Below are 21853 nucleotides of genomic sequence, written 5' to 3'. Positions count from 1 at the left end.
TAACGTTTGGTTATGAATTGTTTTGGCTTTATTTTTGCAGCTGCAAATTTAAGCAAACTAAAAAGAAAAATTGTTATGGCAATCATAATTACAGATGAATGTATAAACTGTGGGGCTTGCGAACCAGAATGTCCTAATACTGCTATATATGAAGGTGCTGATGATTGGAGATATAATGATGGCACCAGCTTAAAGGGGAATGTAATATTGCCAAATGGAAAAGAAGTTGATGCTGATGAAGCTCAAGAGCCAGTAAGTGATGAAATATACTATATAGTTCCAGATAAATGCACTGAATGTAAAGGCTTTCATGAGGAGCCACAATGTGCAGCAGTTTGTCCTGTAGATTGTTGTGTGCCAGATGAAGATAATGTTGAAACTGAAGATGTTTTATTAGGTAAACAACGTTTTATGCATCCAGAAGATTAATCGATTTCTAATTATACAAAAATTCTAAGCTTTTGCTTAGGATTTTTTTGTTTATAAGTTTTAGTGTTTAATGCTTAGATAATATTAATAAAAACTAACTTCGTATTATGTTGTGTATAAACAATTAAAAAAGTTTATACACTTGAAAGCTAGGACAAATTGAATAAACATCACCTAAAAAGTGGTTTAAAAAAGTGAAAAAACCTTACTCATACGCCTTCTGACCAAAGTAAAGAGGAACTGTTACGTACGACTGTCCTTATTGACGACAAATCAAAATACTTAAAAAACAAAAAACGAACTAATGCCAAACAGAATGCAAATGCTACTGAGGGCTGATTTTCGTTATGCCATAATTTTGTGCTTTAAAAACCAAGTCTGCAATAAAAAATAAAAAGCAATATCGTTTTCTATGCTTCATTTTGATCTTTAATTGGTATTAAAAGTAGTCGTCTGATTTATTTGTTTTAAAGTTAACGCTTTTGTAAAAAGGGCAGAAAGCAGTTATGCTAGCAAAAGAAAACATAAATGAAACTATAATTAATAGAACACCCAAAACACCTCTAATTTCTCCAATAAAAAACAATGATAATAATAATACAGAGACTATAAACCTTACAAGTCTATCAAAATTACTCATATTTTTTTTGAATTTTATCATAGTTTTTTATGCAAAATTTTTCCTGACAATATAAATATAATATTTTTTTCTAATATTATATTTATATTCTCCAAGAAATATAACGTATTTATAAGTTTTTATGTCTGGAGAAGTTGTTCTATTTATGCTAAAAGATATAGAAAGGAATTTGTGTGGAAAAATTGTTTAAATCGTCACTAATTTAGTTGCTTAATCACACAATTACCATATATGGAGATGCTTGCGCAGATTACTCACTGGGCTCTAAAAAGAAAAAAATCTCACTCATATGCCTTATAATCAAAGCGAAGCGCAACTGTTAATTTGATGCTTTAAAAATCAATTCTGTAGGAAAACACTATTTTAGTGCTTAATCAAAGGTCAGTGCTTTGTTTGCGAACTTTCCTTACACAAACCGTTATACGAAACCAAAAATTCGTTCAAAATTTTTAATTATCTTCACTACTCTTAAAACGTTTCATTTCTTCTAAAGGTTCAATAGCATTATAAGCTTTCCAGATAGAAGGGTCATACTGTTTTAATTTTTGATATGGTACATCTTCAAGCTCAGTATACGAGGTAAATTCACTTGCATTTAAAGGTGATTTATTAATGATAAACAGTTCTATTTTAGATTTGGCACTCCCTTCAATTAGAAAATTAAAACTAACTTTATTCTTTTCTCTACTGTTTTCGATGAACTTTATTGGTCTATTCACATAAAAGTAACGTCCTTCTTCTTGATTCATATATTTTGGACTGTAGGTGCTATCAGCATTTCTTTGATAGATAATAGTGCCTTTATTTATGTTTTCTACATATTTTATGCCTAGTAATAATTTTAAATTGAATTTCTCACCTCTTTTGCCTTTACCAAAGTCGTAATCTAATTTAATAACAGCAAAAGTTTCATCTGTTATATACAGTTTTCCTGCATATTTAGATTTAGCCTTTCTAGGTTTAAACCCAATAATATAGACTAATTCATTATTAAAACTAGTAACATTAATAAACTCATAGTTGTATGATTCTGGGTTTATAATCTTCTTTAAAAATGAATCATTATACGTTTGCGCATCATGCAATAAACCATGAGTTTCGCCTTTCAGGTTTTTTACATCATATATGTTCTCTTTATCCTTATTTTTATCATTGTTTGATTTTAAGGACATAGAATCTTCAACTTTAATAATTCCAGTTTTTAATTTATAAGTAAGGGTAGTATCCAAATATCTTAAAATTAAATCTTGTGCTTTAGTTTGCACATTATCTAATGAGAAATTCTTACTGTTGTCTACTAAACTTGTAGCCTTATGTATTTTTAATTTAGCTTCTTTTCTGTTCTTTATCATTAAATCACCCAAGTAATCTTGAAAATACATTGTGTTACTGTTAACAATGGTTTTTGTTAAGGAGTCCAAACTTTTATTAAAGCCTTGATGCTGCTTTCTTCTCATACCAGAAGCCTTTGTTATTTTTGCTTCAAATCTATCAAAATCTGCATAAGCTGTATTGCGATGAAAAAATTGAATTGTTTGATTCTCATTGCTATAATTTTTTGAAAGGTTATTGTTTACCTTCTGTATGATATCGTCTGCATTAGGTGTTGTAGTGCTTAAAAACACTTTTCCTAGTTCGTCAATATACTCTTCCAAAACAATAGTATTACCATTGTTTTTAATAGATTCAATGGAAATAGTTCGTGACGCAAATCCTAAACAACTAAAAGTAATTTCATTGGAAGTGACATCCTCAAGGTTAATTGTAAAAACACCTTCTTCATTAGTTATGACACCAGAATTTTCAGCAGTTTGGACTGTCGCAAACGGAATAGGGTTATTGTTAGCATCAATAACTTTAGCCGTTAAACTTTGAGCAATAATAAGATTAACAAATAATACAGCAATAATTGAAAGATAAGTTTTCATGTAAGGATTGATGGTTTTATAAAGTAGACGATTAAATTACGTATTTGTAACGTTTAGTATTTAAAATTCTTGTTAAAATAGTTACATTTGCGACCTCAAAATTAAATATATGAAAGCTGGAATCGTAGGGTTACCAAATGTTGGAAAATCAACATTGTTTAATTGTCTATCCAATGCAAAAGCGCAAAGTGCTAATTTTCCCTTTTGCACTATCGAACCAAATATTGGTGTTGTTAATGTTCCAGATCCTAGACTAAAAAAGTTAGAAGAACTAGTGAATCCAGAACGTGTTTTACCAGCAACTGTAGAGATTGTTGATATAGCAGGTTTGGTGAAAGGTGCAAGTAAAGGAGAAGGGTTAGGAAATCAATTTCTTGCAAATATTAGGGAAACAGATGCGATTTTACATGTTGTGCGTTGCTTTGATAACGATAACATTGTGCATGTAGATGGAAACATAAACCCAATTAGAGACAAGGAAACTATAGATTTCGAATTGCAATTAAAAGATTTAGAAACTACCGAAAAGAAGTTGGACAAAGTTAAGCGTGCAGCAAAAACTGGAAATAAAGATGCTCAAAAAGAAGAAGCTGTTTTATTAGCTATAAAAAGTGGTTTAGAGGCAGGAACATCTATTAGAGCTTTGAATTTTAGTGAAGATGATTATCTAACTTACGTAAAACCCTTACAGTTTATTACAGATAAGCCAGTAATGTATGTATGTAATGTTGATGAAAAAGCTGCTGTTTCTGGAAATGCCTATGTAGATCAAATAAAAGAAGCTGTAAAAGATGAAAACGCAGAAGTTTTAGTCCTTGCTGTTGGTACTGAAGCAGATATTAATGAATTAGATGATTACGAAGAACGTCAAATGTTTTTGGATGATATAGGATTAGATGAGCCTGGATCTTCCAAGTTAATCCGTTCTGCATACAAGCTATTAAACCAACAAACATATTTCACTGCTGGAGTTAAGGAGGTTCGTGCTTGGACTATAGATATTGGTGCTACGGCTCCTCAAGCAGCAGGAGTAATTCATACAGACTTTGAAAAAGGTTTTATTAGAGCCGAAGTTATAAGCTATGACGATTATGTGTCTTATGGAAGTGAAGCAAAAGTAAAAGAAGCTGGAAAAATGCGTGTTGAAGGAAAAAATTATGTGGTTAAAGATGGTGATGTAATGCATTTCTTGTTTAATGTTTAGAACTGTATTTATAAAATAAACTGAATTAGCCAATGTTCTCAACAATATTGGCTGTTTTTTGTTAATTACTTTGTAACTTCATTGTTTCATTTTTTATAGTGTTGTGTTATATTAGCAGCCTGTCAAATTTCTCAACAAATTTATGTCTCAAGAAACCAAATATACCGAAGATAATATACGTTCGCTCGACTGGAAAGAGCACATCCGAATGCGTCCAGGGATGTATATTGGTAAACTTGGTGATGGGTCTTCGCCAGATGATGGTATATATATTCTTGTAAAAGAAGTTCTCGATAATTCTATTGATGAATATGTTATGGGAGCTGGAAAAACTATTGAGATTTCCATTCAAGGTAACAAAGTGATTGTGAGAGATTATGGTCGAGGTATTCCATTAGGAAAAGTTGTTGATGTAGTTTCTAAAATGAATACAGGTGGAAAGTATGACTCCAAGGCATTTAAGAAATCTGTTGGACTAAATGGGGTGGGTACAAAGGCTGTAAATGCGCTTTCTACCTATTTTAGAGTAGAATCTACACGTGAAGGAAAATCTGCTTCTGCCGAGTTTGAACAAGGGAATCTAACCAATCAAGATTTACTGGAAGATACATCACGTAGAAAAGGAACAAAAGTGTCTTTTATTCCTGACGAAGTTATATTTAAAAATTATAAGTACAGAAATGAGTATGTGGCAAAAATGCTCAAAAACTATGTGTACTTAAACCCAGGATTAACCATTGTTTTTAATGGTGAAAAATTTTACAGTGAAAATGGTCTTAAAGATTTATTAAGCGACAACATAAATGAGTCTGATAGATTATATCCAATTATTCATTTACGGGGAAATGATATTGAAGTTGCTTTAACGCATAGTAAAACGCAATATAGTGAGGAGTATCATTCGTTTGTTAATGGTCAAAATACAACTCAAGGAGGTACGCATTTATCGGCTTTTAGAGAGGCTTTGGTTAAAACCATTAGAGAGTTTTATGGGAAAAATTACGAAGCGTCAGATATTAGAAAATCGGTGGTTTCAGCAGTTTCTATAAAAGTGATGGAACCTGTTTTTGAAAGTCAAACAAAAACAAAATTAGGATCGACTGATATGGGAGGTGATCTTCCAACAGTTAGAACCTATATTAATGATTTCTTAAAAACGCAGCTTGATAATTTCTTGCATAAAAATCCTGATATAGCTGAAAAAATTCAACGAAAAATTCTCCAAGCCGAACGTGAGCGTAAAGAATTATCGGGTATTAGAAAGTTAGCAAAAGATAGAGCTAAGAAAGCGAGTCTACACAATAAAAAACTGAGAGATTGTCGTGTACACTTTGGAGACACTAAAAACGAGCGTAACCTTGAAACGACTTTGTTTATTACTGAGGGAGATTCAGCTTCTGGAAGTATTACAAAATCGCGAGATGTGAATACGCAAGCAGTTTTTAGCTTAAAAGGAAAGCCTTTAAATTGCTATGGACTAAGCAAGAAAATTGTCTATGAAAATGAAGAATTTAACTTACTTCAAGCTGCTTTAAATATAGAAGAATCTTTAGAAGATTTACGTTATAACAATGTCGTAATAGCAACAGATGCTGATGTTGATGGTATGCATATTAGGTTGTTATTAATTACATTCTTCCTTCAATTTTTTCCTGAAGTAATCAAAGAAGGTCATTTGTACATTTTACAAACGCCATTATTTAGGGTTAGAAATAAAAAAGAAACTGTTTATTGTTATTCTGAAGAAGAGAGAAGAGAGGCAATTGAAAAACTAAAGCCAAAACCTGAGATTACACGATTTAAAGGTTTGGGAGAAATATCGCCTGACGAGTTTGTGCATTTTATTGGTGAAGATATACGTTTAGATCCTGTTATGTTAGATAAAGAAATGTCAATAGAAGAATTACTCTCTTTTTATATGGGAAAAAACACACCAACAAGACAGGAATTTATTATCAATAATTTAAAAGTTGAGCTAGATTTAGTTGAGGAAGAAAATTAAAAATGATAGAAGACAACTTAAATAATATACCAGAGGACAACCAAGAAACCATTACCAAAGTTACAGGAATGTACAAAGATTGGTTTTTGGACTATGCATCGTATGTTATACTAGAACGTGCAGTTCCTGCCATTGAAGATGGTTTTAAACCTGTACAGCGACGTATTATGCACTCCATGAAAGATTTGGATGATGGTCGTTATAATAAAGTAGCAAACATCGTTGGTCATACCATGCAATATCATCCTCATGGTGATGCTAGTATTGCCGATGCTATGGTTCAAATTGGTCAGAAAGATTTATTAATAGACACTCAAGGAAATTGGGGAAATATTCTAACAGGAGATAGGGCTGCTGCATCACGTTATATCGAAGCACGATTATCAAAATTTGCTTTAGACGTTGTTTACAATCCTAAAATCACAGAATGGCAGGCTTCATATGATGGTAGGCGTAAAGAGCCTGTTAACCTTCCTGTGATGTTCCCATTGCTTTTAGCTCAAGGAGGAGAAGGAATTGCAGTTGGGTTGTCGACCAAAATTTTACCACATAATTTTATAGAATTGATCGATGCTTCAGTAAAGCACCTTCAAGGAAAACGATTTACTATATTACCAGATTTTCCAACAGCTGGAATAGCCGATTTCACTAATTATAATGATGGTTTAAGAGGAGGAAAAGTACGTGTTAGAGCGAAGATTTCGCAATACGATAAAAACACATTAGTGATTACCGAAATTCCTTTTGGAACAAATACCTCATCTTTAATAGATTCTATTTTAAAGGCGAATGATAAAGGAAAAATCAAGATTAAAAAGATTGAAGACAATACTGCTGCTGATGTTGAAATATTAGTGCATTTGCCTTCAGGGATTTCTCCAGATAAAACAATTGATGCTTTATATGCTTTTACAAATTGTGAAACCTCAATTTCGCCTTTAGGTTGTGTTATTGAAGACAATAAGCCATTTTTTGTTGGTGTTACTGAAATGTTACGTCGCTCGACTGACAATACAGTCCAGTTATTAAAACAAGAGCTAGAAATAAAACTCGGTGAGTTTGAAGAACAATGGCATTTCGCGTCCTTAGAACGCATATTTATTGAAAATAGAATATACCGTGATATTGAAGAAGAGGAAACTTGGGAAGGCGTTATTAGAGCAATAGACAAAGGGCTTCAGCCACATATAAAACATTTAAAAAGAGCTGTTACCGATGAAGATATTGCTAGATTAACAGAGATTAGAATCAAGCGTATATCAAAATTCGATATTGATAAAGCGCAACAAAAAATTGACGCTCTTGAAGATCAAATTGCAGAGGTGAAACATCATTTAGCAAATTTAATTGATTATGCTATTGCCTATTTTACCAGATTAAAAAAGGAATACGGTAAAGGTAGAGAACGTAAAACAGAAATTCGTGTATTTGATGACGTAGATGCCACAAAAGTAGTTATTAGGAATACGAAGCTTTATGTGAATAGGGAAGAGGGTTTTATTGGTACATCCTTGCGTCGTGATGAATATGTATGTGATTGTAGTGATATAGATGATATCATTGTATTTACTAATGATGGTAAAATGATGATTACAAAGGTAGACGCAAAAACCTTTGTGGGTAAAAACATCATACATGTAGCTGTATTTAAGAAAAAAGACAAACGTACTATATACAATTTAATTTATCGTGATGGTAAAGGAGGCCCATCGTATATTAAACGTTTTGCAGTAACTTCTATAACTAGAGATAGAGAGTATGATTTAACAAATGGAAGTAGCAACTCAATAGTGCATTATTTTTCTGCAAATCCAAATGGTGAAGCTGAAGTAGTAACTGTGATGTTGAGACAAGCGGGAAGTATCAAGAAACTTAAATGGGATATTGATTTTGCTGATATTATTATTAAAGGACGTGCTTCTAAAGGGAATCTAGTTACAAAATATACAGTAAAACGTATTGAACTTAAAGAGAAAGGCGTTAGCACCTTAAAACCACGAAAAATATGGTTTGACGATACTATACAACGTTTAAATGTCGATGGCAGAGGTGAACTTGTTGGTGAATTTAGAGGTGAGGATAGAATACTTGTCATCACGCAAGCAGGATTAGTAAAAACAATTATGCCAGAAATTACTGCTCGTTTTGATAGTGATATGATCGTGATGGAAAAATGGATTCCTAAGAAGCCAATTTCTGTTATCTATTATGATGGTGACAAAGAGCGTTACTATGTAAAGCGATTCTTAGTAGAAAATGAGAATAAAATTGAAAGTTTTATCACCGAAAATGATAATTCACAATTAGAGATAGTATCTACCGATTGGAGACCAATGGCTGAAGTAGTATTTGCTAAAGAAAGAGGTAAGGACAGAAAAGATAATTTAGAAATAAATCTTGAAGAATTTATTGCAATAAAAGGAATTAATGCACTTGGAAATCAATTAACTAAAGATAAGATAAATCAAATTAATTTATTAGATTCTTTACCTTATGAAGCACCAGAGGATATTCCTGCAGATGACATAGAGGTCGTAGATGAAGAGGTTATCGATAATGATATAAAAGAAGGTGATTCCAATATAAAACCATCTAGCAATGGTGAAGCATCAAAAGGCCTTGATATTGATGATGAAGGGCAGATTACGTTGTTTTAATATTTTATGAACGTTAATATTCACAAAAGTTGGAGAACTCATTTACAAGACGAATTTGTTAAGCCTTATTTTGCTGACCTGGTCAATTTTGTAAAGAAAGAATATAAAACACATCAATGTTTTCCTCCAGGCAAAGAAATTTTTGCTGCTTTTGATCATTGTACATTTGATAATTTAAAAGTAGTTATTATTGGACAAGACCCATATCATGGTGAAAATCAAGCCAACGGTTTGTGCTTTTCAGTTCAAGATGGTATAAATCACCCTCCATCATTAATCAATATTTTTAAGGAATTAGAAGAGGACTTAAAAAAAACTTACCCAAAAAGTGGAGATTTAACCCATTGGGCAGATCAAGGTGTATTATTGTTAAATGCTACACTAACAGTTAGGGCACATCAAGCTGGAAGCCATCAAAATAAAGGTTGGGAGCAATTCACTGACGCTGTAATTACAGCAATTTCAAAAAATAAAGAAGATGTTGTGTTTTTACTTTGGGGTGGTTTTGCTAAACGAAAAGTTAAGCTCATTAGCACTAAAAAGCATCATGTTTTAATGTCAGGGCATCCTTCTCCATTAAGTGCAAATAGAGGGTATTGGTTTGGTAATAAACACTTTAGCAAAACTAACTACCTGTTGGAGACAAACGGCTTGGAACCTGTCTTGTGGTAATAGTTTTTGGTGCATTTTTAAGCTCTAGTGGTCTACTGACTTTAGCTTTTTTAGGTTTCGAAAATCTCTTAATTTTATTTGTACTAAAAAACAATAAAACAAAATTTATTGCTACTAAAATTAAAAGGATTAATGTAATTTTATAAATCATATACTAGGGATTTGGGTAACATTGTTTCGGCAAAATACAAATAAATTCGATGAAATGCAAAAACCATGTTAACATATGTTAATAAAGGTAAATAAAATAATAACATGAAACAATACGTATAACTACGTATATAACAAGTATTCGTTAAAAACTCCTACTTTTAAGATTAAAAACGTTAAATATTGATTACCAATTGGTTAAAAGGTAATTTTTTCGGGATAATGTTTAAAGCTAAAAGTTGCTCTTGAACATTGTTTACTGTCTCGATGTCTAAATTGCTTTGTGACCACTCAGTTAATTTCAACCATTTCTGTACATCTTCTAATTTTTGATCATATCTATTTGCAATAGTAACGTCAATAGAAGGAATGTCTTTAAACTCCCTAGTTGTAGTATTTATAATACTTAAAATAGTTTTTAAGCATTCTTTGTGATTTTCTAAGAATTCTTCCCTTACAGCAATCACAAAACAAGGCCAAGGCGAAGGGCAATCATCAATATGCCTAAAAATATTATCGTCTACTAATGGTTTTGTTGTGAATTTTTCCCATAAAAAATAATCTGCTGTTTCATTAGTGAGAGCTTCTACCGCGCCGTCTAAGTTCTTAACAACTTCAAAATGCAAATCGGTTTCTAAATTCCAATGATTATTTTGAGCATTTATATATGCCATCAAGTGTGATCCAGATCCATAACGACTTATTGCAGCCTTCTTACCTTTTATATCTTCTAGGTTATTATATGAGGATTTTTGCCCTACATGAATTCCCCAAATCAAAGGTGATTTAACAAAAACTTGCACAATTTTGCATTTGTTTCCTGCTATGATGTCTTTAATAATACCTTCGGTTAAAATAACCGCCAAATCAATTTCGTTATCGCGTAATGCTTTACACATTTGACCAGTACCACCAAAATAATCTTTCCATCGTAAATTAATACCTTCCTTTGTGTATTCTTTATTTTTAAGAGTTAAATACCACGCTAAATTGAAATGCTCAGGAACTCCTCCGATTCTTACAGTTTTAAAATCGTCACTCATTTATGAAACTAATTTGTTTAGGGTATATTTTATAAGTTCTTCAACGGCTTTTTTAGGGTCTTTACTAAAAGTTCCGTTAGCTCTATTAGCAATAATCGCGTTTAAAGAACATGCCTTATGTCCTAATAGTTTTGATAAACCATAAATAACTGAAGTTTCCATTTCAAAATTGGTAATATTAACCCCATCATGATTAAATGAATCCATTTTAGAATTCATCTCATTGTCGAATAAAGGAAGCCTAAGCACGCGCCCTTGAGGTCCATAAAAACCACCAGCTGTAGCAGTAATACCTTTATACATTTTTGGACTATCTAGAAGATCTTCCAGAGTTTTACTATTACTAATTATTATTGGTCTTGCTTTATTTCTATGCCAATTGGTGTGCTTTATAAACGCATCTTCGAGTGAAGGGTTGCTGATTGTTTCTATTTGATAGAAGTGTAGCATTCCATTTAAATCTAAACCATGAGTGCTTAAAACGAAAGAGTCTACATGAACATTGCTTTGAAGCGAACCAGAGGTTCCAATTCTCACAATATTTAGTGACTTGAGTTCTTTTTTCGGTTTTCTAGTTACTAAATTAATATTTACCAAGGCGTCTAGCTCGTTCATTACAATATCAATATTGTCTGGACCAATACCTGTAGATATCACTGTAAAGCGCTTTTTTTTGTAAGTACCTGTGTGTGTTTTAAACTCACGCTTTTGAGTTTTAAACTCGATAGTATCAAAATATTTAGATATTTTAGAAACACGATCTTGATCACCTACAAAAATAATGGTATCGGCAATATGCTCTGGTTTTAAATTAAGGTGGTATACGCTACCGTCAGGATTTAGAATAAGTTCAGATTCTTTAATTGGCATTATATACTGTTTTTATAAGTTTGTTTTGCTTTTTATTAAATTGATACTCTAAGCGTTTTGCACCTCCAAATTGAATATCATTATGTATTTCACTTGAAAAATTATGCTGATTCAATAACGCTTCATGACCTTTACGATTTAATTCTACCCTTTCATCTGTTACGTTAAAGAAAATATCTAAATTATTAATCATACGATTTATTTGTATATCCCCATAACCGTAATAACCTTGGTAGTTCAGTACATAGCCAAGTAGATGATGTTTGGATTTTATATTGTTGTCTCTAGTAATTTCCAAGATATGCTCTTCAAGTCTATCTAAACCATTTCTAGAATTTGGAAACCGTTTTAAGTGCGCTTTTAAACAACTGTTTAAATATTTAAATGAGGAGCTTTTTAAAATATATGGTTTTAATAAATTATGATCGTTTTTACAGTAAATCTCCCAAATAGAACTTGCAAGTTCTATGTCTGAAGTTTTTAATTCTGTTTTATTTTCATAATGATTAATTAGTTGGTTTTCATTTAATTCACCCAACCCTTTAAAATCTTGTTCTCCCTTAATTCTGCCGCTACAAACTAAAAACAAAGGTAAAGTGACTTGCTTTTGTTGTAACAAACTAATAACAGCAAGAAGATTTATATGGCAAAACAAATCATATTCAAACCATAAAATTATTTCAGAATATTTCTTTACATCATCAAGTATCTCTAATTCACTATGAAATTGATATTCATCAATGTCTATATTATAGAATTTATTTAGAAAAGCACGTCTTGTTTTAATAAAATCGAGTGTGTCTATTTGTTCAACAGTTGGTCCTTCACAAAGCATTTCATGCCATGTCATAAAATCTCCTGAAAAATTTAACTCTTTTAAATAACTTGTAAGGCTAGAGCCATTTGTAATATGTAGAATACTTTTTGCCATTTTCAGCCACCTACACGCTTAATATTAAAGCCCTTTTCTTTTAGAATGGTCATTATTTTGTCACGATAATCACCTTGGATAATTATTTTATCATCTTTAAAACTTCCACCAACACTTAGCTTTGTCTTTAGTTCTTTTGCTAGCTTTTTAAAGTCTTCGACTGCTCCATTGTAGCCCTCTAGAATGGTAATTGGTTTTCCTTTACGTTTTTCGTATTTACAAATTATTGGGTCGTTTTGCAGCCAAATAGCATCCTCTTTGTTAGTTTCTTCAATTGATTCAGGTGCTTGGTGATCAGGAAATAGGTTTTTTAATTGTTCTTGTAAATCCATCACTTTTTAATCAATCCCAATTCAATTAAACGTTCATTTAAAAATTCGCCAGCAGTAATATTTTCAAACTGTTTTGGATGATCTTCATCAATACAACTATCTAAAACGTCTAACTTCATATTACTAATAGGATGCATAAAAAATGGAATAGAATAACGTGACGTTCCCCAAAGTTCTCTTGGTGGATTTATTACTCTGTGAATTGTTGACTTTAGTTTGTTATTTGTATGTCTAGATAACATATCGCCAACATTAATCATAAGTTCATCGGCTTCAGCAATGGCATCCAACCATTCTCCTTTATGGTTTTGGACTTGCAAGCCTCTACCTTGAGCACCCATTAACAATGTAATTAAATTAATATCACCATGTGCGGCAGCTCTAACGGCATTTTTTGGTTCCTCAGTAATAGGAGGGTAATGAATAGGTCTTAAAATACTATTTCCATTAACAATGTATTCATCAAAATACGTCTCTTTTAAACCCAAGTGAAGCGCTAAAGATCTAAGTACATATTTTGCTGTTTTTTCAAGCATTCTATAAGTTTTCTTTCCAATATCATTGAATTCCGGAAGTTCTTCAACATTCACATTAGCAGGATATTCAGCTTCTAACTCTGGATTATTTTCTACATACTGTCCAAAATGCCAAAACTCTTTTAAATCACCTTCTTTTTTTCCTTTTGCACTTTCTTTTCCAAAAGACACGTAGCCACGCTGACCTCCAATGCCAGGAATCTCATATTTTTGCTTTATATCAATCGGAAGATTAAAGAAGTTTTTTACCTCTTTATAAAGGTTGTCAACTAATTCATCGTCTAAAAAGTGTCCTTTTAGTGCTACAAATCCAATATCTTCGTAAGCTTTTCCAATATCATTTATAAATTTTTGCTTTGTTTGAGGATCTTCAGAAAGAAAATCTTTAAGATTTACACTTGGTATCTTATTCATCGTCTTAATAATTAAATATAATAGAGTAACAAAGATAGCGAAATTGGTTAGTAAATATTGTTTGTCTTAACAATTATCTACCTTATGACTTGTTAAAAACTAGATAATCGATGAAATTTGTGCAAAAGCAAAAAACTTACTACTGTTACCTTATTTTTGCTACTTTTGATTAACAAATTTTTGAAATGAGTAAGACAACAAATACGATAAGAAATATAAATTACGACAAAAAGAGTCTAGGTAGAAATACACTTATTTCATTATATAAGAATATGCTGAAGCCTAGAATGATAGAAGAGAAGATGCTCATTCTTTTGAGGCAAGGAAAAATATCAAAATGGTTCTCTGGAATTGGTCAAGAAGCTATATCTGTTGGCGTAACAATGGCTTTGCAAAAAGATGAATATATTTTACCAATGCACCGAAACCTAGGTGTATTTACAACAAGAAACATACCATTGTACCGATTATTTGCGCAATGGCAAGGAAAAGCTAGTGGGTTTACAAAAGGTAGAGATCGTTCATTTCATTTTGGTACTCAAGAGTACAATATAGTTGGCATGATTTCTCATTTAGGTCCACAATTAGGTGTTGCTGATGGTATTGCGCTAGCTAACCTTTTAAAAAAGAATAGCAAAGCAACAGCAGTATTTTCGGGAGAAGGAGGAACAAGCGAAGGTGATTTTCATGAGGCTTTAAATGTGGCTTCTGTATGGAAGCTGCCAGTAATTTTCTGTATAGAAAATAATGGTTATGGCCTATCTACACCAACATCTCAGCAATATAATTGTAAAAACATAGCAGATAGAGGGAAAGGTTATGGTATTGAATCATTTATAATAGATGGAAATAATATTTTAGATGTTTACTCTAAAATTTCAAAACTAGCAGAAAGCATTAGAAAGCGCCCAAGACCAATACTTATTGAATTTAAGACCTTTAGAATGCGTGGTCATGAAGAGGCTAGTGGCACAAAATATGTACCGAAAGATTTAATGGATCAATGGGCTTTAAAGGATCCTCTGGTAAATTATCAGGCGTATCTTAAAGAGGAAGGTGTTTTATCTGAAAAAGAGGAAGTGAAAATAAAGGAGACTATTATGAAAGAAATTCATGATGGTTTAGAAACTGCTTATGCTGAGGATGCAATTATTCCAAATTTAACCAATGAGTTAAATGATGTTTATAAAGAATTTAAATATCAAGAAGTTAACCCAAAAGAAAAAACTGAAGAAGTTCGATTTATTGATGCCATTTCCGAAGGCTTAAAACAATCAATGCAAAAGCATAAAGATTTAGTAATTATGGGGCAAGACATTGCTGATTATGGTGGTGTTTTTAAAATTACTGATGGATTTTTAAAAGCGTTTGGAGAAGAGCGTGTTAGAAACACTCCAATTTGCGAATCGGCTATCGTTGAAACTGGAATGGGGTTATCTATTGTTGGTATTAAAAGCGTTGTTGAAATGCAATTTGCAGATTTTGTAACTTCTGGATTTAACCCTGTGGTTAATTATTTAGCTAAGTCGCACTATAGATGGAATCAAAATGCCGATGTCGTGGTAAGAATGCCTTGTGGTGGAGGTGTAGCTGCTGGTCCATTTCATTCTCAAACTAATGAAGCTTGGTTTACAAAAACACCAGGCTTAAAAGTAGTTTATCCTGCTTTTCCATATGATGCAAAGGGCTTATTAGCAACTGCAATTAACGATCCAAATCCTGTATTATTCTTTGAACACAAAGCCTTGTATAGAAGTATTCGTCAAGAAGTTCCAATAGATTACTTTACATTACCTTTTGGAAAAGCCTCATTGCTTCGAGAAGGAACAGATGTCACTATTGTATCTTACGGAGCAGCTGTGCATTGGGCTCTTGAAACGTTAGATAACAATAAAGATATTAACGCAGATGTTATTGATTTAAGAACTTTGCAGCCACTTGATACTGAAGCTATTTTTAATTCGGTTAAAAAAACTGGTCGTGCAATAATATTACAAGAAGATTCGTTGTTTGGTGGCATTGCTTCTGATATAGCTTCTATGATTATGGAAGAATGTTTTGAGTATTTAGATGCTCCTGTAAAACGTGTGGCTAGTATTGAAACACCTATTCCGTTTATAAATCAATTAGAAGAACAGTATTTACCAAAAAACAGATTTGAAAGTGAGCTTAAGGCTCTTTTAGCTTACTAATTTAGTTCCAATGAAATATTTAGAGACTTTTTTCAATGCTATGAAAGGAACACTGGATTGGACTTGGCGTTCTATAACTTTTGATGTCGATTGGTATAATAATTACTTTTGGGGACTGATACTTATTTCATTAGTAGTTTGGGGACTTGAGGTAGCTTTTCCTTGGCGGAAAAACCAATCAGTTTTTAGAAAAGACTTTTGGTTAGATGTATTCTATATGTTTTTCAACTTTTTTATCTTCTCTATTGTTATTAGTGGTTTTTATAAAATTTTTGAGTTGTTTTCTCTAGATATTTTTGGTGTTGATATTAAACCGTTAGCACTTATAGATATAAAACAACTTCCAATGTGGAGTCAATTACTGATTTTCTTTATTTTATCAGATTTTGTGCAGTGGTTTACGCATGTGTTACTACACAGATTTAATTTCTTATGGCGTTTCCATAAAGTGCATCATTCGGTGAAGGAAATGGGGTTTGCCGCACATTTGCGTTACCATTGGATGGAAAATGTTTTATACAAGCCCCTAAAACTTTTAGTAGTTATGTTAATTGGTGGTTTTGAGCCTAATCAAGCATATATAGTACATTTTGCAGCCATCTCTATTGGTCATTTAAATCATGCAAATATTAAACTTAGTTACGGTCCTTTGAAGTATGTGTTTAATAATCCTGTTATGCACTTATACCATCATGCCTATGCATTACCAAAAGATAGATTTCATGGTGTGAATTTTGGCATTAGCTTGAGTGTGTGGGATTATATTTTTAAAACCAATTATATCCCAGAAGAGAGTGGTGAGATAGAGCTTGGTTATAAAGGCGATAATAAAATGCCTAAAGGTTTTGTTAGACAATTATTTTATGGGTTTAAGAAAAGTGATTAAATAAAAAAGTCAGCATTTTGCTGACTTTTCTAAATATATTATATCTTAATTTTATTCGCCAGCTTGAATATCTTGAGCTATCTTTTGAACTTCGTCTAGCACTCTTAACAAGTTACCACTCCATAACATCCCAATTTCTTCTTCTGTATATCCTCGTCTTACAAGCTCTAAAGTAACATTCATGGTTTCTGAAGCATCATTCCATCCTTCAACACCACCACCACCATCAAAATCACTACTAATTCCAACGTGTTTTAATCCTATCTTTTTTACTAAGTAATCAATATGGTCTACAAAGTCAGAAACATTAACTTTTTCAGGAAAATCTGAAATAGTTTTAATTTTTGCATCTACAATATCTGAAACCTGTTTTCTTACTGTAGAATATGCTTCACGTTCTTCATCAGACATCGCTCTAAATTCAGCTCTACTAGAAATCCATTTTACATCTAATGAGTCAGCAACTTGTTGCTGAATTTCTCTCATTTTTTCATTGCGTGCATTATTTTTTTCTGTATTTACATAGCTAGTAAAAGCAACCGTTTGCACAACGCCTCCATTTTTTTTCATCCATTCTAATTGCTCGTCATCTAAATTTCTACTATGATCACATAAAGCTCTTGCAGAAGAATGAGAAGCAATTATCGGTGCTTTCGATAATTCTACCATCTGTCTTATGGCTTCTTTTGAAGGATGTGAAACATCGATCATCATTCCATACTTATTCATTTCAGCAACAACTTGCTTTCCTAATTCACTTAAACCATTATGCAACCAAACACCATCACGCTCTCCAGTATTAGAATCACTTAATTGACTATGTCCATTGTGAGCTAAAGACATATATCTAGCTCCAAGATCATAAAATTCTTTTACTCTATTTATATCTGTTCCAACTGGATAGCCATTTTCAATACCTATCATAGCTACTTTTTTACCTTCGGCATCAATACGTCTAACATCATCAGACGTAACTGCTAATTCAATTTGATCTGGAGCAATTTCTTTGGTTAATTTATGAATGGCATTAAACTTAGATATTGCATTTTCGTATGCTTTTGCATAACCTTCGTCTGTTAAAGTATCTTGACCTGTGTAAACTATAAACCATGCAACATCAAGCCCTCCTTTCTTCATTTTAGGAAGGTTTACTTGGTTGTCTAACTCTTGTGTATAGTTAATAGAGTCGGTAAAATTATTTACATTGATATCGCAGTGAGTATCAAGTGTAATTACTCGTTCGTGAATATCTTTTGCTTTGGCTATTAAATCCTCTTCACTCATTGGTTTTTCTTCTTCTTGTTTACAAGAAACACTCAAGAGGATTACACATAAAAAAACAAGCTTGTAAATCAAACTAGATTTAAAAGCTTGTACTAAATTATTTTTTTTCATTACTTAATTGGTTGGTTATTAAAATTATTCAACCAAATATAATAATAAAAAGCAATCTACTTGGTTTGTGCTTCCGAGATAATAAATGGATATGCTTTTTTTAACAAAACTTTATCATCCTTATTAAGATTATCAATAGATTTACCAAGAATAGCTTTAGCATAAGTTTGTCTAAGTTCGTAATAAGCCTTGGTTAATTCATCTTGAATTTTTACAAATAACTCATAAGATGCTTGTGAGTGACTTTGAAGCGAAATAATAGCTTTTGATGGGTTGTCAGAAGATGTTGTGACTTTAAACCCATTGCAATAAGTGCAGCTATCGTCACCGTTGTTATCTACAAACGCTTTCACGATATCTTTTAAGTTTCCAATTGCGATAATTTCATCCTCAACCATAATTTCTTGATTTCCGTTTAATGAGATTCTTAAAATGTTCCGTTCATGAACATCGATGATACAATCTTTGCCCTCACATAGCTTAGGTAGTTTTCTTTGAATTCCTTTGTCGCTAGCAATAGTTGTTGTTACTAAAAAGAAAATTAGTAACAAAAAGGCAATGTCTGCCATAGAACCAGCATTGAGCTTTGGTGCTGTTTTTTTTGTTTTCATAATTAAAGTTTTAAAATGCTAATAAAAAGTTAAACTCAAAAATGATACCACAAAAAAAAAGCCAGAACTAAGGTTCTGGCTTTTAAACTATCTATAAGTTAATTAGTTATGTTAATGTACCTTTAGATTTTTGATCTCTAGAATACCATACTAAGAAAGCAGCCACTACAATTATTAGTATTGGCCATAAATAAGGTTGCATATCTGCAAATACTTCTGGAGCATTTGTACCAAATAGCCAGTATAATTGTTGTACAGTTGCGGTAATAAAAGAGACTACAAATAATGTCGCAGCAATTTTTTTGCGCATTAGTAATGCAATACAACCCAAAACACCAGCAAAAACTGCAATTGCAAATAAAGCAGTCATCCAAGCAGGAAGATCATTCATTAAAGCGATTTGTTCAGCATTAAGTTCAGCTGTTGAAGCTTCTGTTTTAAAAGCTTGCTGTAAATAGGCATTAACGCCCATTCCATTCCATAAAAGAGCAATTACACCTATAATCCAAAAGACAATTCCAGGTTTATTAGAATCTGACATAATTATTAGTTTTAGTTAGTAAAATAGTGTTTTACATATAGTTATGTAATAACAATTTAAGTAGAAACCCTCTATAAACCAAATATCTTGTGAAAGTTTGATGCTTGATTGAACCTATAAGTTGTTAATAATCCTTGAAAACTTTAAGAAACATTTTTTGCAAAACATAGAAAAAACTCAATAAAGACACTATTTTTGCAACTTAATAATAATTGCATTAATGCTTACATCAACAACATTAAAGGGGGAAACTAAAGAAGGTAAAGAATTATATAGCTATCAAAAAGGAGCTATTGATAAGATTTTTAAAGCCTTTGATGATGCTCCAGATGATTACCATTTATTATATCAATTACCAACTGGAGGTGGAAAGACAGTAATTTTCTCTGAAATTGTTAGGCAATATTTAAAACATCATGACAAAAAGGTGCTAGTAATGACTCACAGAATTGAGTTGTGCAAGCAGACCTCGAAAATGCTTTCTGAGTTTAATGTTAAAAATAAAGTTATTGATAGTAAAGCTAAGCTAGACGATCAAAGTGACTATTCTTGTTTTGTTGCTATGGTTGAAACTTTAAATAACAGATTGAATGAAGATAAGTTAGATATCTCTGATATTGGGCTTGTTATTATTGATGAAGCACATTATAATTCCTTTACTAAGCTGTTCAAATTTTTTCATAAGTCATTTTTGTTAGGCGTTACAGCAACACCTTTAAGTTCGAATATCAACTTACCAATGACTGATAATTATGATGAATTAATTGTTGGTGAAACCATTGAATCGCTAATAGAAAATAAGTTTTTAGCACGAGCTGAAACGTTTTCGTATAATGTTGGACTAACATCGCTTGTTGTAGGGGCAAATGGTGATTATACTGTAAAATCTTCTGAAGATTTATATACCAATCACGATATGCTTGGTAAGTTGTTACATGCATACGAAGAGACTTCTAAAGGTAAAAAGACGTTAATTTTTAATAATGGTATTAATACATCTTTACATGTATATGATACCTTTAGAGCTGCAGGATACCCTGTAGCACATCTAGATAATACACATTCAAAAAAGGAACGAGAACTCATATTAAAATGGTTTAAAAAAACACCTGATGCCATATTAACTTCGGTGAGTATTCTAACTACTGGTTTTGATGAGCCTACTGTGCAATCTATTATTTTAAATAGAGCAACAAAATCATTAACGCTTTATTACCAAATGATAGGTCGTGGCTCAAGAATTTTAGATAACAAAGACACTTTTAAAGTGGTAGACCTTGGTAATAACTTTCATCGTTTTGGTCCTTGGGGAAGTGATTTAGATTGGCAAAGAATATTTAAGTCTCCAAATTATTACTTGGATGGTATTTTGAATGATGAAGAAATTGAAAATAATTTTAGATATGAAATGCCTCCAGAAGTTCGTGAAGAATTTAAAAACTCCGAAGAGGTGTATTTAGATATTCGTGAAATATATGTTGCAAGTATTAGAAATGGTGAATCTACAAAGACAGTGCTTGAAAAATCTATTAAACATCATGCCAAAATTTGTATTGAAAATAGTGAAGATGTTTTTGACGCCTTAACATTGGTAAAACTGCTAAGCGATGACATTGACCATAGAATTGGGCGTTATACGAAATGCATTAGTAAGAGTACTTTTAATTTTGTTGAGTGGTTAAAAGACGACTATCGCAAAAAATTGCGAGCATATTTACGAGAAAATTTTGATACGATTTTTGAAGAAATACATGGAAGACCTCCAGAAGAATAAATCTATCTTATTGTACTATATTAAAAATGGCAATAGCATATAAATAGAATCTTGCAAATCGTAATAAACCAAAAAGCAAGTAGTTTTTAAATTCATATCGAATAAATCCTGCAGCAATACTTGTCATTGCAAACGGAATTGGAAACAAAGCACCAACTACAATTAAAAACCCTCCCCATTTTCTAGTATTATTAATATGCTTTGATAATTTATGTTCTATTGCGTAACGCACTTTAGGTATTCTGGTAATACTAACGCCTGTGATATACGAAATAATCCCACCTAAATACGATAGAAATGCGAGTATAGATAAATATAAAATAGGATTTGGTAATTTTTTAGACCAAGCAATAAAAATTTCAGGAGGAATAAGTCCTAACATGGATTCAGAAAGAAAAAATACTGTCAAAACACTAGTAGTACGAAAGGTTTCGGTAATAGTGGTTAAAGCGGTATTAATGTCAATAACAAAATAATGAATACCAAGAAGGATACCAATAAAAACTACAACAGGAATAATTGATTTTTTAAGACTGAGCCCAATAAACCTATAAAATCCAGTGTATGTATAATACTGATGCAGTAACCTTAACCTGTTTTTTTTTGTTTTTGTACTAGAATTCATGCAATTTTAATGGAAAACAAA

At 31.9% G+C, this 21853-nt stretch carries 19 protein-coding genes; 8 read left to right on the top strand and 11 right to left on the bottom strand.

Annotated features, from left to right (window positions below):
• The first annotated feature begins 75 nt into the window (after positions 1–75).
• Positions 76–429 (top strand): 4Fe-4S dicluster domain-containing protein, encoded by a 354-nt coding sequence (locus tag ABGB03_RS06950; protein WP_347926008.1) that lies wholly within the window; start codon positions 76–78, stop codon positions 427–429.
• Positions 430–868: 439 nt separating this feature from the next.
• Here ABGB03_RS06950 and ABGB03_RS06945 read toward each other — a convergent pair whose 3' ends face one another.
• Entirely contained in the window at positions 869–1090 is a 222-nt protein-coding gene (locus ABGB03_RS06945) for a DUF2892 domain-containing protein (RefSeq protein ID WP_347926006.1), read from the bottom strand.
• A gap of 428 nt (positions 1091–1518) precedes the next feature.
• On the bottom strand, positions 1519–2997 hold the full coding sequence (locus ABGB03_RS06940; RefSeq protein ID WP_347926004.1) for a carboxypeptidase-like regulatory domain-containing protein: 1479 nt from the start codon (positions 2995–2997) through the stop codon (positions 1519–1521).
• Positions 2998–3106: 109 nt separating this feature from the next.
• Between ABGB03_RS06940 and ychF the strand changes: the two genes are divergently transcribed.
• The 4 genes from ychF (at position 3107) to ABGB03_RS06920 (ending at position 9532) form a co-directional block, all read left to right on the top strand.
• Positions 3107–4201, top strand: coding sequence for a redox-regulated ATPase YchF (ychF, locus tag ABGB03_RS06935; RefSeq protein ID WP_347926003.1), 1095 nt, complete (start codon positions 3107–3109; stop codon positions 4199–4201).
• Positions 4202–4343: 142 nt separating this feature from the next.
• Positions 4344–6203 carry a DNA topoisomerase IV subunit B gene (locus ABGB03_RS06930; protein WP_347926002.1) on the top strand — a complete coding sequence of 620 codons (1860 nt, stop codon included), beginning with the start codon at positions 4344–4346 and terminating at the stop codon, positions 6201–6203.
• A gap of 2 nt (positions 6204–6205) precedes the next feature.
• The gene (locus ABGB03_RS06925; RefSeq protein ID WP_347926000.1) at positions 6206–8860 is read left to right on the top strand and encodes a DNA gyrase/topoisomerase IV subunit A; all 2655 of its coding nucleotides are present in this window, start codon (positions 6206–6208) and stop codon (positions 8858–8860) included.
• Positions 8861–8866: 6 nt separating this feature from the next.
• Complete coding sequence (locus tag ABGB03_RS06920) at positions 8867–9532, top strand: uracil-DNA glycosylase (protein ID WP_347925998.1); 666 nt, start codon at positions 8867–8869, stop codon at positions 9530–9532.
• 326 nt (positions 9533–9858) lie between these two features.
• Here the strand turns inward: ABGB03_RS06920 and ABGB03_RS06915 are convergent, their stop codons facing one another.
• The 5 genes from ABGB03_RS06915 to ABGB03_RS06895 are packed head-to-tail and all read right to left on the bottom strand — an operon-like array spanning position 9859 to position 13808.
• Positions 9859–10725: a substrate-binding domain-containing protein gene (locus ABGB03_RS06915; protein ID WP_347925996.1), complete on the bottom strand. Its 867-nt coding sequence runs from the start codon at positions 10723–10725 to the stop codon at positions 9859–9861.
• On the bottom strand, positions 10726–11595 hold the full coding sequence (locus tag ABGB03_RS06910; RefSeq protein WP_347925994.1) for a nucleoside phosphorylase: 870 nt from the start codon (positions 11593–11595) through the stop codon (positions 10726–10728).
• Entirely contained in the window at positions 11585–12526 is a 942-nt protein-coding gene (locus tag ABGB03_RS06905; protein WP_347925992.1) for a DUF1835 domain-containing protein, read from the bottom strand. The genes ABGB03_RS06910 and ABGB03_RS06905 overlap by 11 nt, the downstream gene beginning before the upstream one ends.
• A 2-nt stretch (positions 12527–12528) precedes the next feature.
• A complete protein-coding gene (locus ABGB03_RS06900; protein ID WP_347925990.1) occupies positions 12529–12858 on the bottom strand; it encodes a translation initiation factor in 330 nt (109 codons plus the stop codon).
• On the bottom strand, positions 12858–13808 hold the full coding sequence (locus ABGB03_RS06895; RefSeq protein WP_347925988.1) for a 2-oxoglutarate and iron-dependent oxygenase domain-containing protein: 951 nt from the start codon (positions 13806–13808) through the stop codon (positions 12858–12860). Before ABGB03_RS06895 ends, ABGB03_RS06900 begins: the two co-directional genes overlap by 1 nt.
• A 185-nt stretch (positions 13809–13993) precedes the next feature.
• Between ABGB03_RS06895 and ABGB03_RS06890 the strand changes: the two genes are divergently transcribed.
• Both ABGB03_RS06890 and ABGB03_RS06885 read left to right on the top strand, forming a co-directional pair.
• On the top strand, positions 13994–16000 hold the full coding sequence (locus ABGB03_RS06890; RefSeq protein ID WP_347925986.1) for a dehydrogenase E1 component subunit alpha/beta: 2007 nt from the start codon (positions 13994–13996) through the stop codon (positions 15998–16000).
• Between the two features lie 10 nt (positions 16001–16010).
• Positions 16011–16886 carry a sterol desaturase family protein gene (locus ABGB03_RS06885; protein WP_347925985.1) on the top strand — a complete coding sequence of 292 codons (876 nt, stop codon included), beginning with the start codon at positions 16011–16013 and terminating at the stop codon, positions 16884–16886.
• A gap of 51 nt (positions 16887–16937) precedes the next feature.
• On the opposite strand, the gene ABGB03_RS06880 is transcribed toward ABGB03_RS06885, so the two are convergent.
• From ABGB03_RS06880 to ABGB03_RS06870, 3 genes are all read right to left on the bottom strand, one after another.
• Entirely contained in the window at positions 16938–18281 is a 1344-nt protein-coding gene (locus ABGB03_RS06880) for a dipeptidase (RefSeq protein ID WP_347925983.1), read from the bottom strand.
• 56 nt (positions 18282–18337) lie between these two features.
• Positions 18338–18892 carry a biopolymer transporter ExbD gene (locus tag ABGB03_RS06875; RefSeq protein ID WP_347925981.1) on the bottom strand — a complete coding sequence of 185 codons (555 nt, stop codon included), beginning with the start codon at positions 18890–18892 and terminating at the stop codon, positions 18338–18340.
• Positions 18893–18998: 106 nt separating this feature from the next.
• Positions 18999–19433, bottom strand: a complete 435-nt coding sequence (locus ABGB03_RS06870) for a hypothetical protein (RefSeq protein WP_347925979.1) — start codon at positions 19431–19433, stop codon at positions 18999–19001.
• A gap of 220 nt (positions 19434–19653) precedes the next feature.
• Here ABGB03_RS06870 and ABGB03_RS06865 point away from each other — a divergent pair, with 220 nt between their 5' ends.
• Entirely contained in the window at positions 19654–21207 is a 1554-nt protein-coding gene (locus ABGB03_RS06865) for a DEAD/DEAH box helicase (protein WP_347925977.1), read from the top strand.
• Positions 21208–21214: 7 nt separating this feature from the next.
• On the opposite strand, the gene ABGB03_RS06860 is transcribed toward ABGB03_RS06865, so the two are convergent.
• Positions 21215–21832: a short-chain dehydrogenase gene (locus tag ABGB03_RS06860; protein ID WP_347925975.1), complete on the bottom strand. Its 618-nt coding sequence runs from the start codon at positions 21830–21832 to the stop codon at positions 21215–21217.
• Positions 21833–21853: the final 21 nt, after the last annotated feature.

This window comes from Pontimicrobium sp. SW4, from assembly GCF_039954625.1.
In the GTDB taxonomy this organism is placed as follows: Bacteria; Bacteroidota; Bacteroidia; order Flavobacteriales; family Flavobacteriaceae; genus Pontimicrobium.
Note: the sequence above shows the minus strand (reverse complement) of the source record. Positions and strands in the feature narration are given on the sequence as shown.

What these genes read in the sequence shown, in the direction of transcription:
- ABGB03_RS06860 (WP_347925975.1), bottom strand. Translation starts at nt 21,832, where the DNA reads ATGAATTCTAGTACAAAAACAAAAAAAAACAGGTTAAGGTTACTGCAT.
- ABGB03_RS06930 (WP_347926002.1), top strand. Translation starts at nt 4,344, where the DNA reads ATGTCTCAAGAAACCAAATATACCGAAGATAATATACGTTCGCTCGAC.
- ABGB03_RS06905 (WP_347925992.1), bottom strand. Translation starts at nt 12,526, where the DNA reads ATGGCAAAAAGTATTCTACATATTACAAATGGCTCTAGCCTTACAAGT.
- ABGB03_RS06940 (WP_347926004.1), bottom strand. Translation starts at nt 2,997, where the DNA reads ATGAAAACTTATCTTTCAATTATTGCTGTATTATTTGTTAATCTTATT.
- ABGB03_RS06885 (WP_347925985.1), top strand. Translation starts at nt 16,011, where the DNA reads ATGAAATATTTAGAGACTTTTTTCAATGCTATGAAAGGAACACTGGAT.
- ABGB03_RS06865 (WP_347925977.1), top strand. Translation starts at nt 19,654, where the DNA reads ATGCTTACATCAACAACATTAAAGGGGGAAACTAAAGAAGGTAAAGAA.
- ABGB03_RS06895 (WP_347925988.1), bottom strand. Translation starts at nt 13,808, where the DNA reads ATGAATAAGATACCAAGTGTAAATCTTAAAGATTTTCTTTCTGAAGAT.
- ABGB03_RS06920 (WP_347925998.1), top strand. Translation starts at nt 8,867, where the DNA reads ATGAACGTTAATATTCACAAAAGTTGGAGAACTCATTTACAAGACGAA.
- ABGB03_RS06875 (WP_347925981.1), bottom strand. Translation starts at nt 18,892, where the DNA reads ATGAAAACAAAAAAAACAGCACCAAAGCTCAATGCTGGTTCTATGGCA.
- ABGB03_RS06900 (WP_347925990.1), bottom strand. Translation starts at nt 12,858, where the DNA reads ATGGATTTACAAGAACAATTAAAAAACCTATTTCCTGATCACCAAGCA.
- ABGB03_RS06950 (WP_347926008.1), top strand. Translation starts at nt 76, where the DNA reads ATGGCAATCATAATTACAGATGAATGTATAAACTGTGGGGCTTGCGAA.
- ABGB03_RS06925 (WP_347926000.1), top strand. Translation starts at nt 6,206, where the DNA reads ATGATAGAAGACAACTTAAATAATATACCAGAGGACAACCAAGAAACC.
- ABGB03_RS06910 (WP_347925994.1), bottom strand. Translation starts at nt 11,595, where the DNA reads ATGCCAATTAAAGAATCTGAACTTATTCTAAATCCTGACGGTAGCGTA.
- ABGB03_RS06915 (WP_347925996.1), bottom strand. Translation starts at nt 10,725, where the DNA reads ATGAGTGACGATTTTAAAACTGTAAGAATCGGAGGAGTTCCTGAGCAT.
- ABGB03_RS06870 (WP_347925979.1), bottom strand. Translation starts at nt 19,433, where the DNA reads ATGTCAGATTCTAATAAACCTGGAATTGTCTTTTGGATTATAGGTGTA.
- ABGB03_RS06890 (WP_347925986.1), top strand. Translation starts at nt 13,994, where the DNA reads ATGAGTAAGACAACAAATACGATAAGAAATATAAATTACGACAAAAAG.
- ABGB03_RS06880 (WP_347925983.1), bottom strand. Translation starts at nt 18,281, where the DNA reads ATGAAAAAAAATAATTTAGTACAAGCTTTTAAATCTAGTTTGATTTAC.
- ychF (WP_347926003.1), top strand. Translation starts at nt 3,107, where the DNA reads ATGAAAGCTGGAATCGTAGGGTTACCAAATGTTGGAAAATCAACATTG.
- ABGB03_RS06945 (WP_347926006.1), bottom strand. Translation starts at nt 1,090, where the DNA reads ATGATAAAATTCAAAAAAAATATGAGTAATTTTGATAGACTTGTAAGG.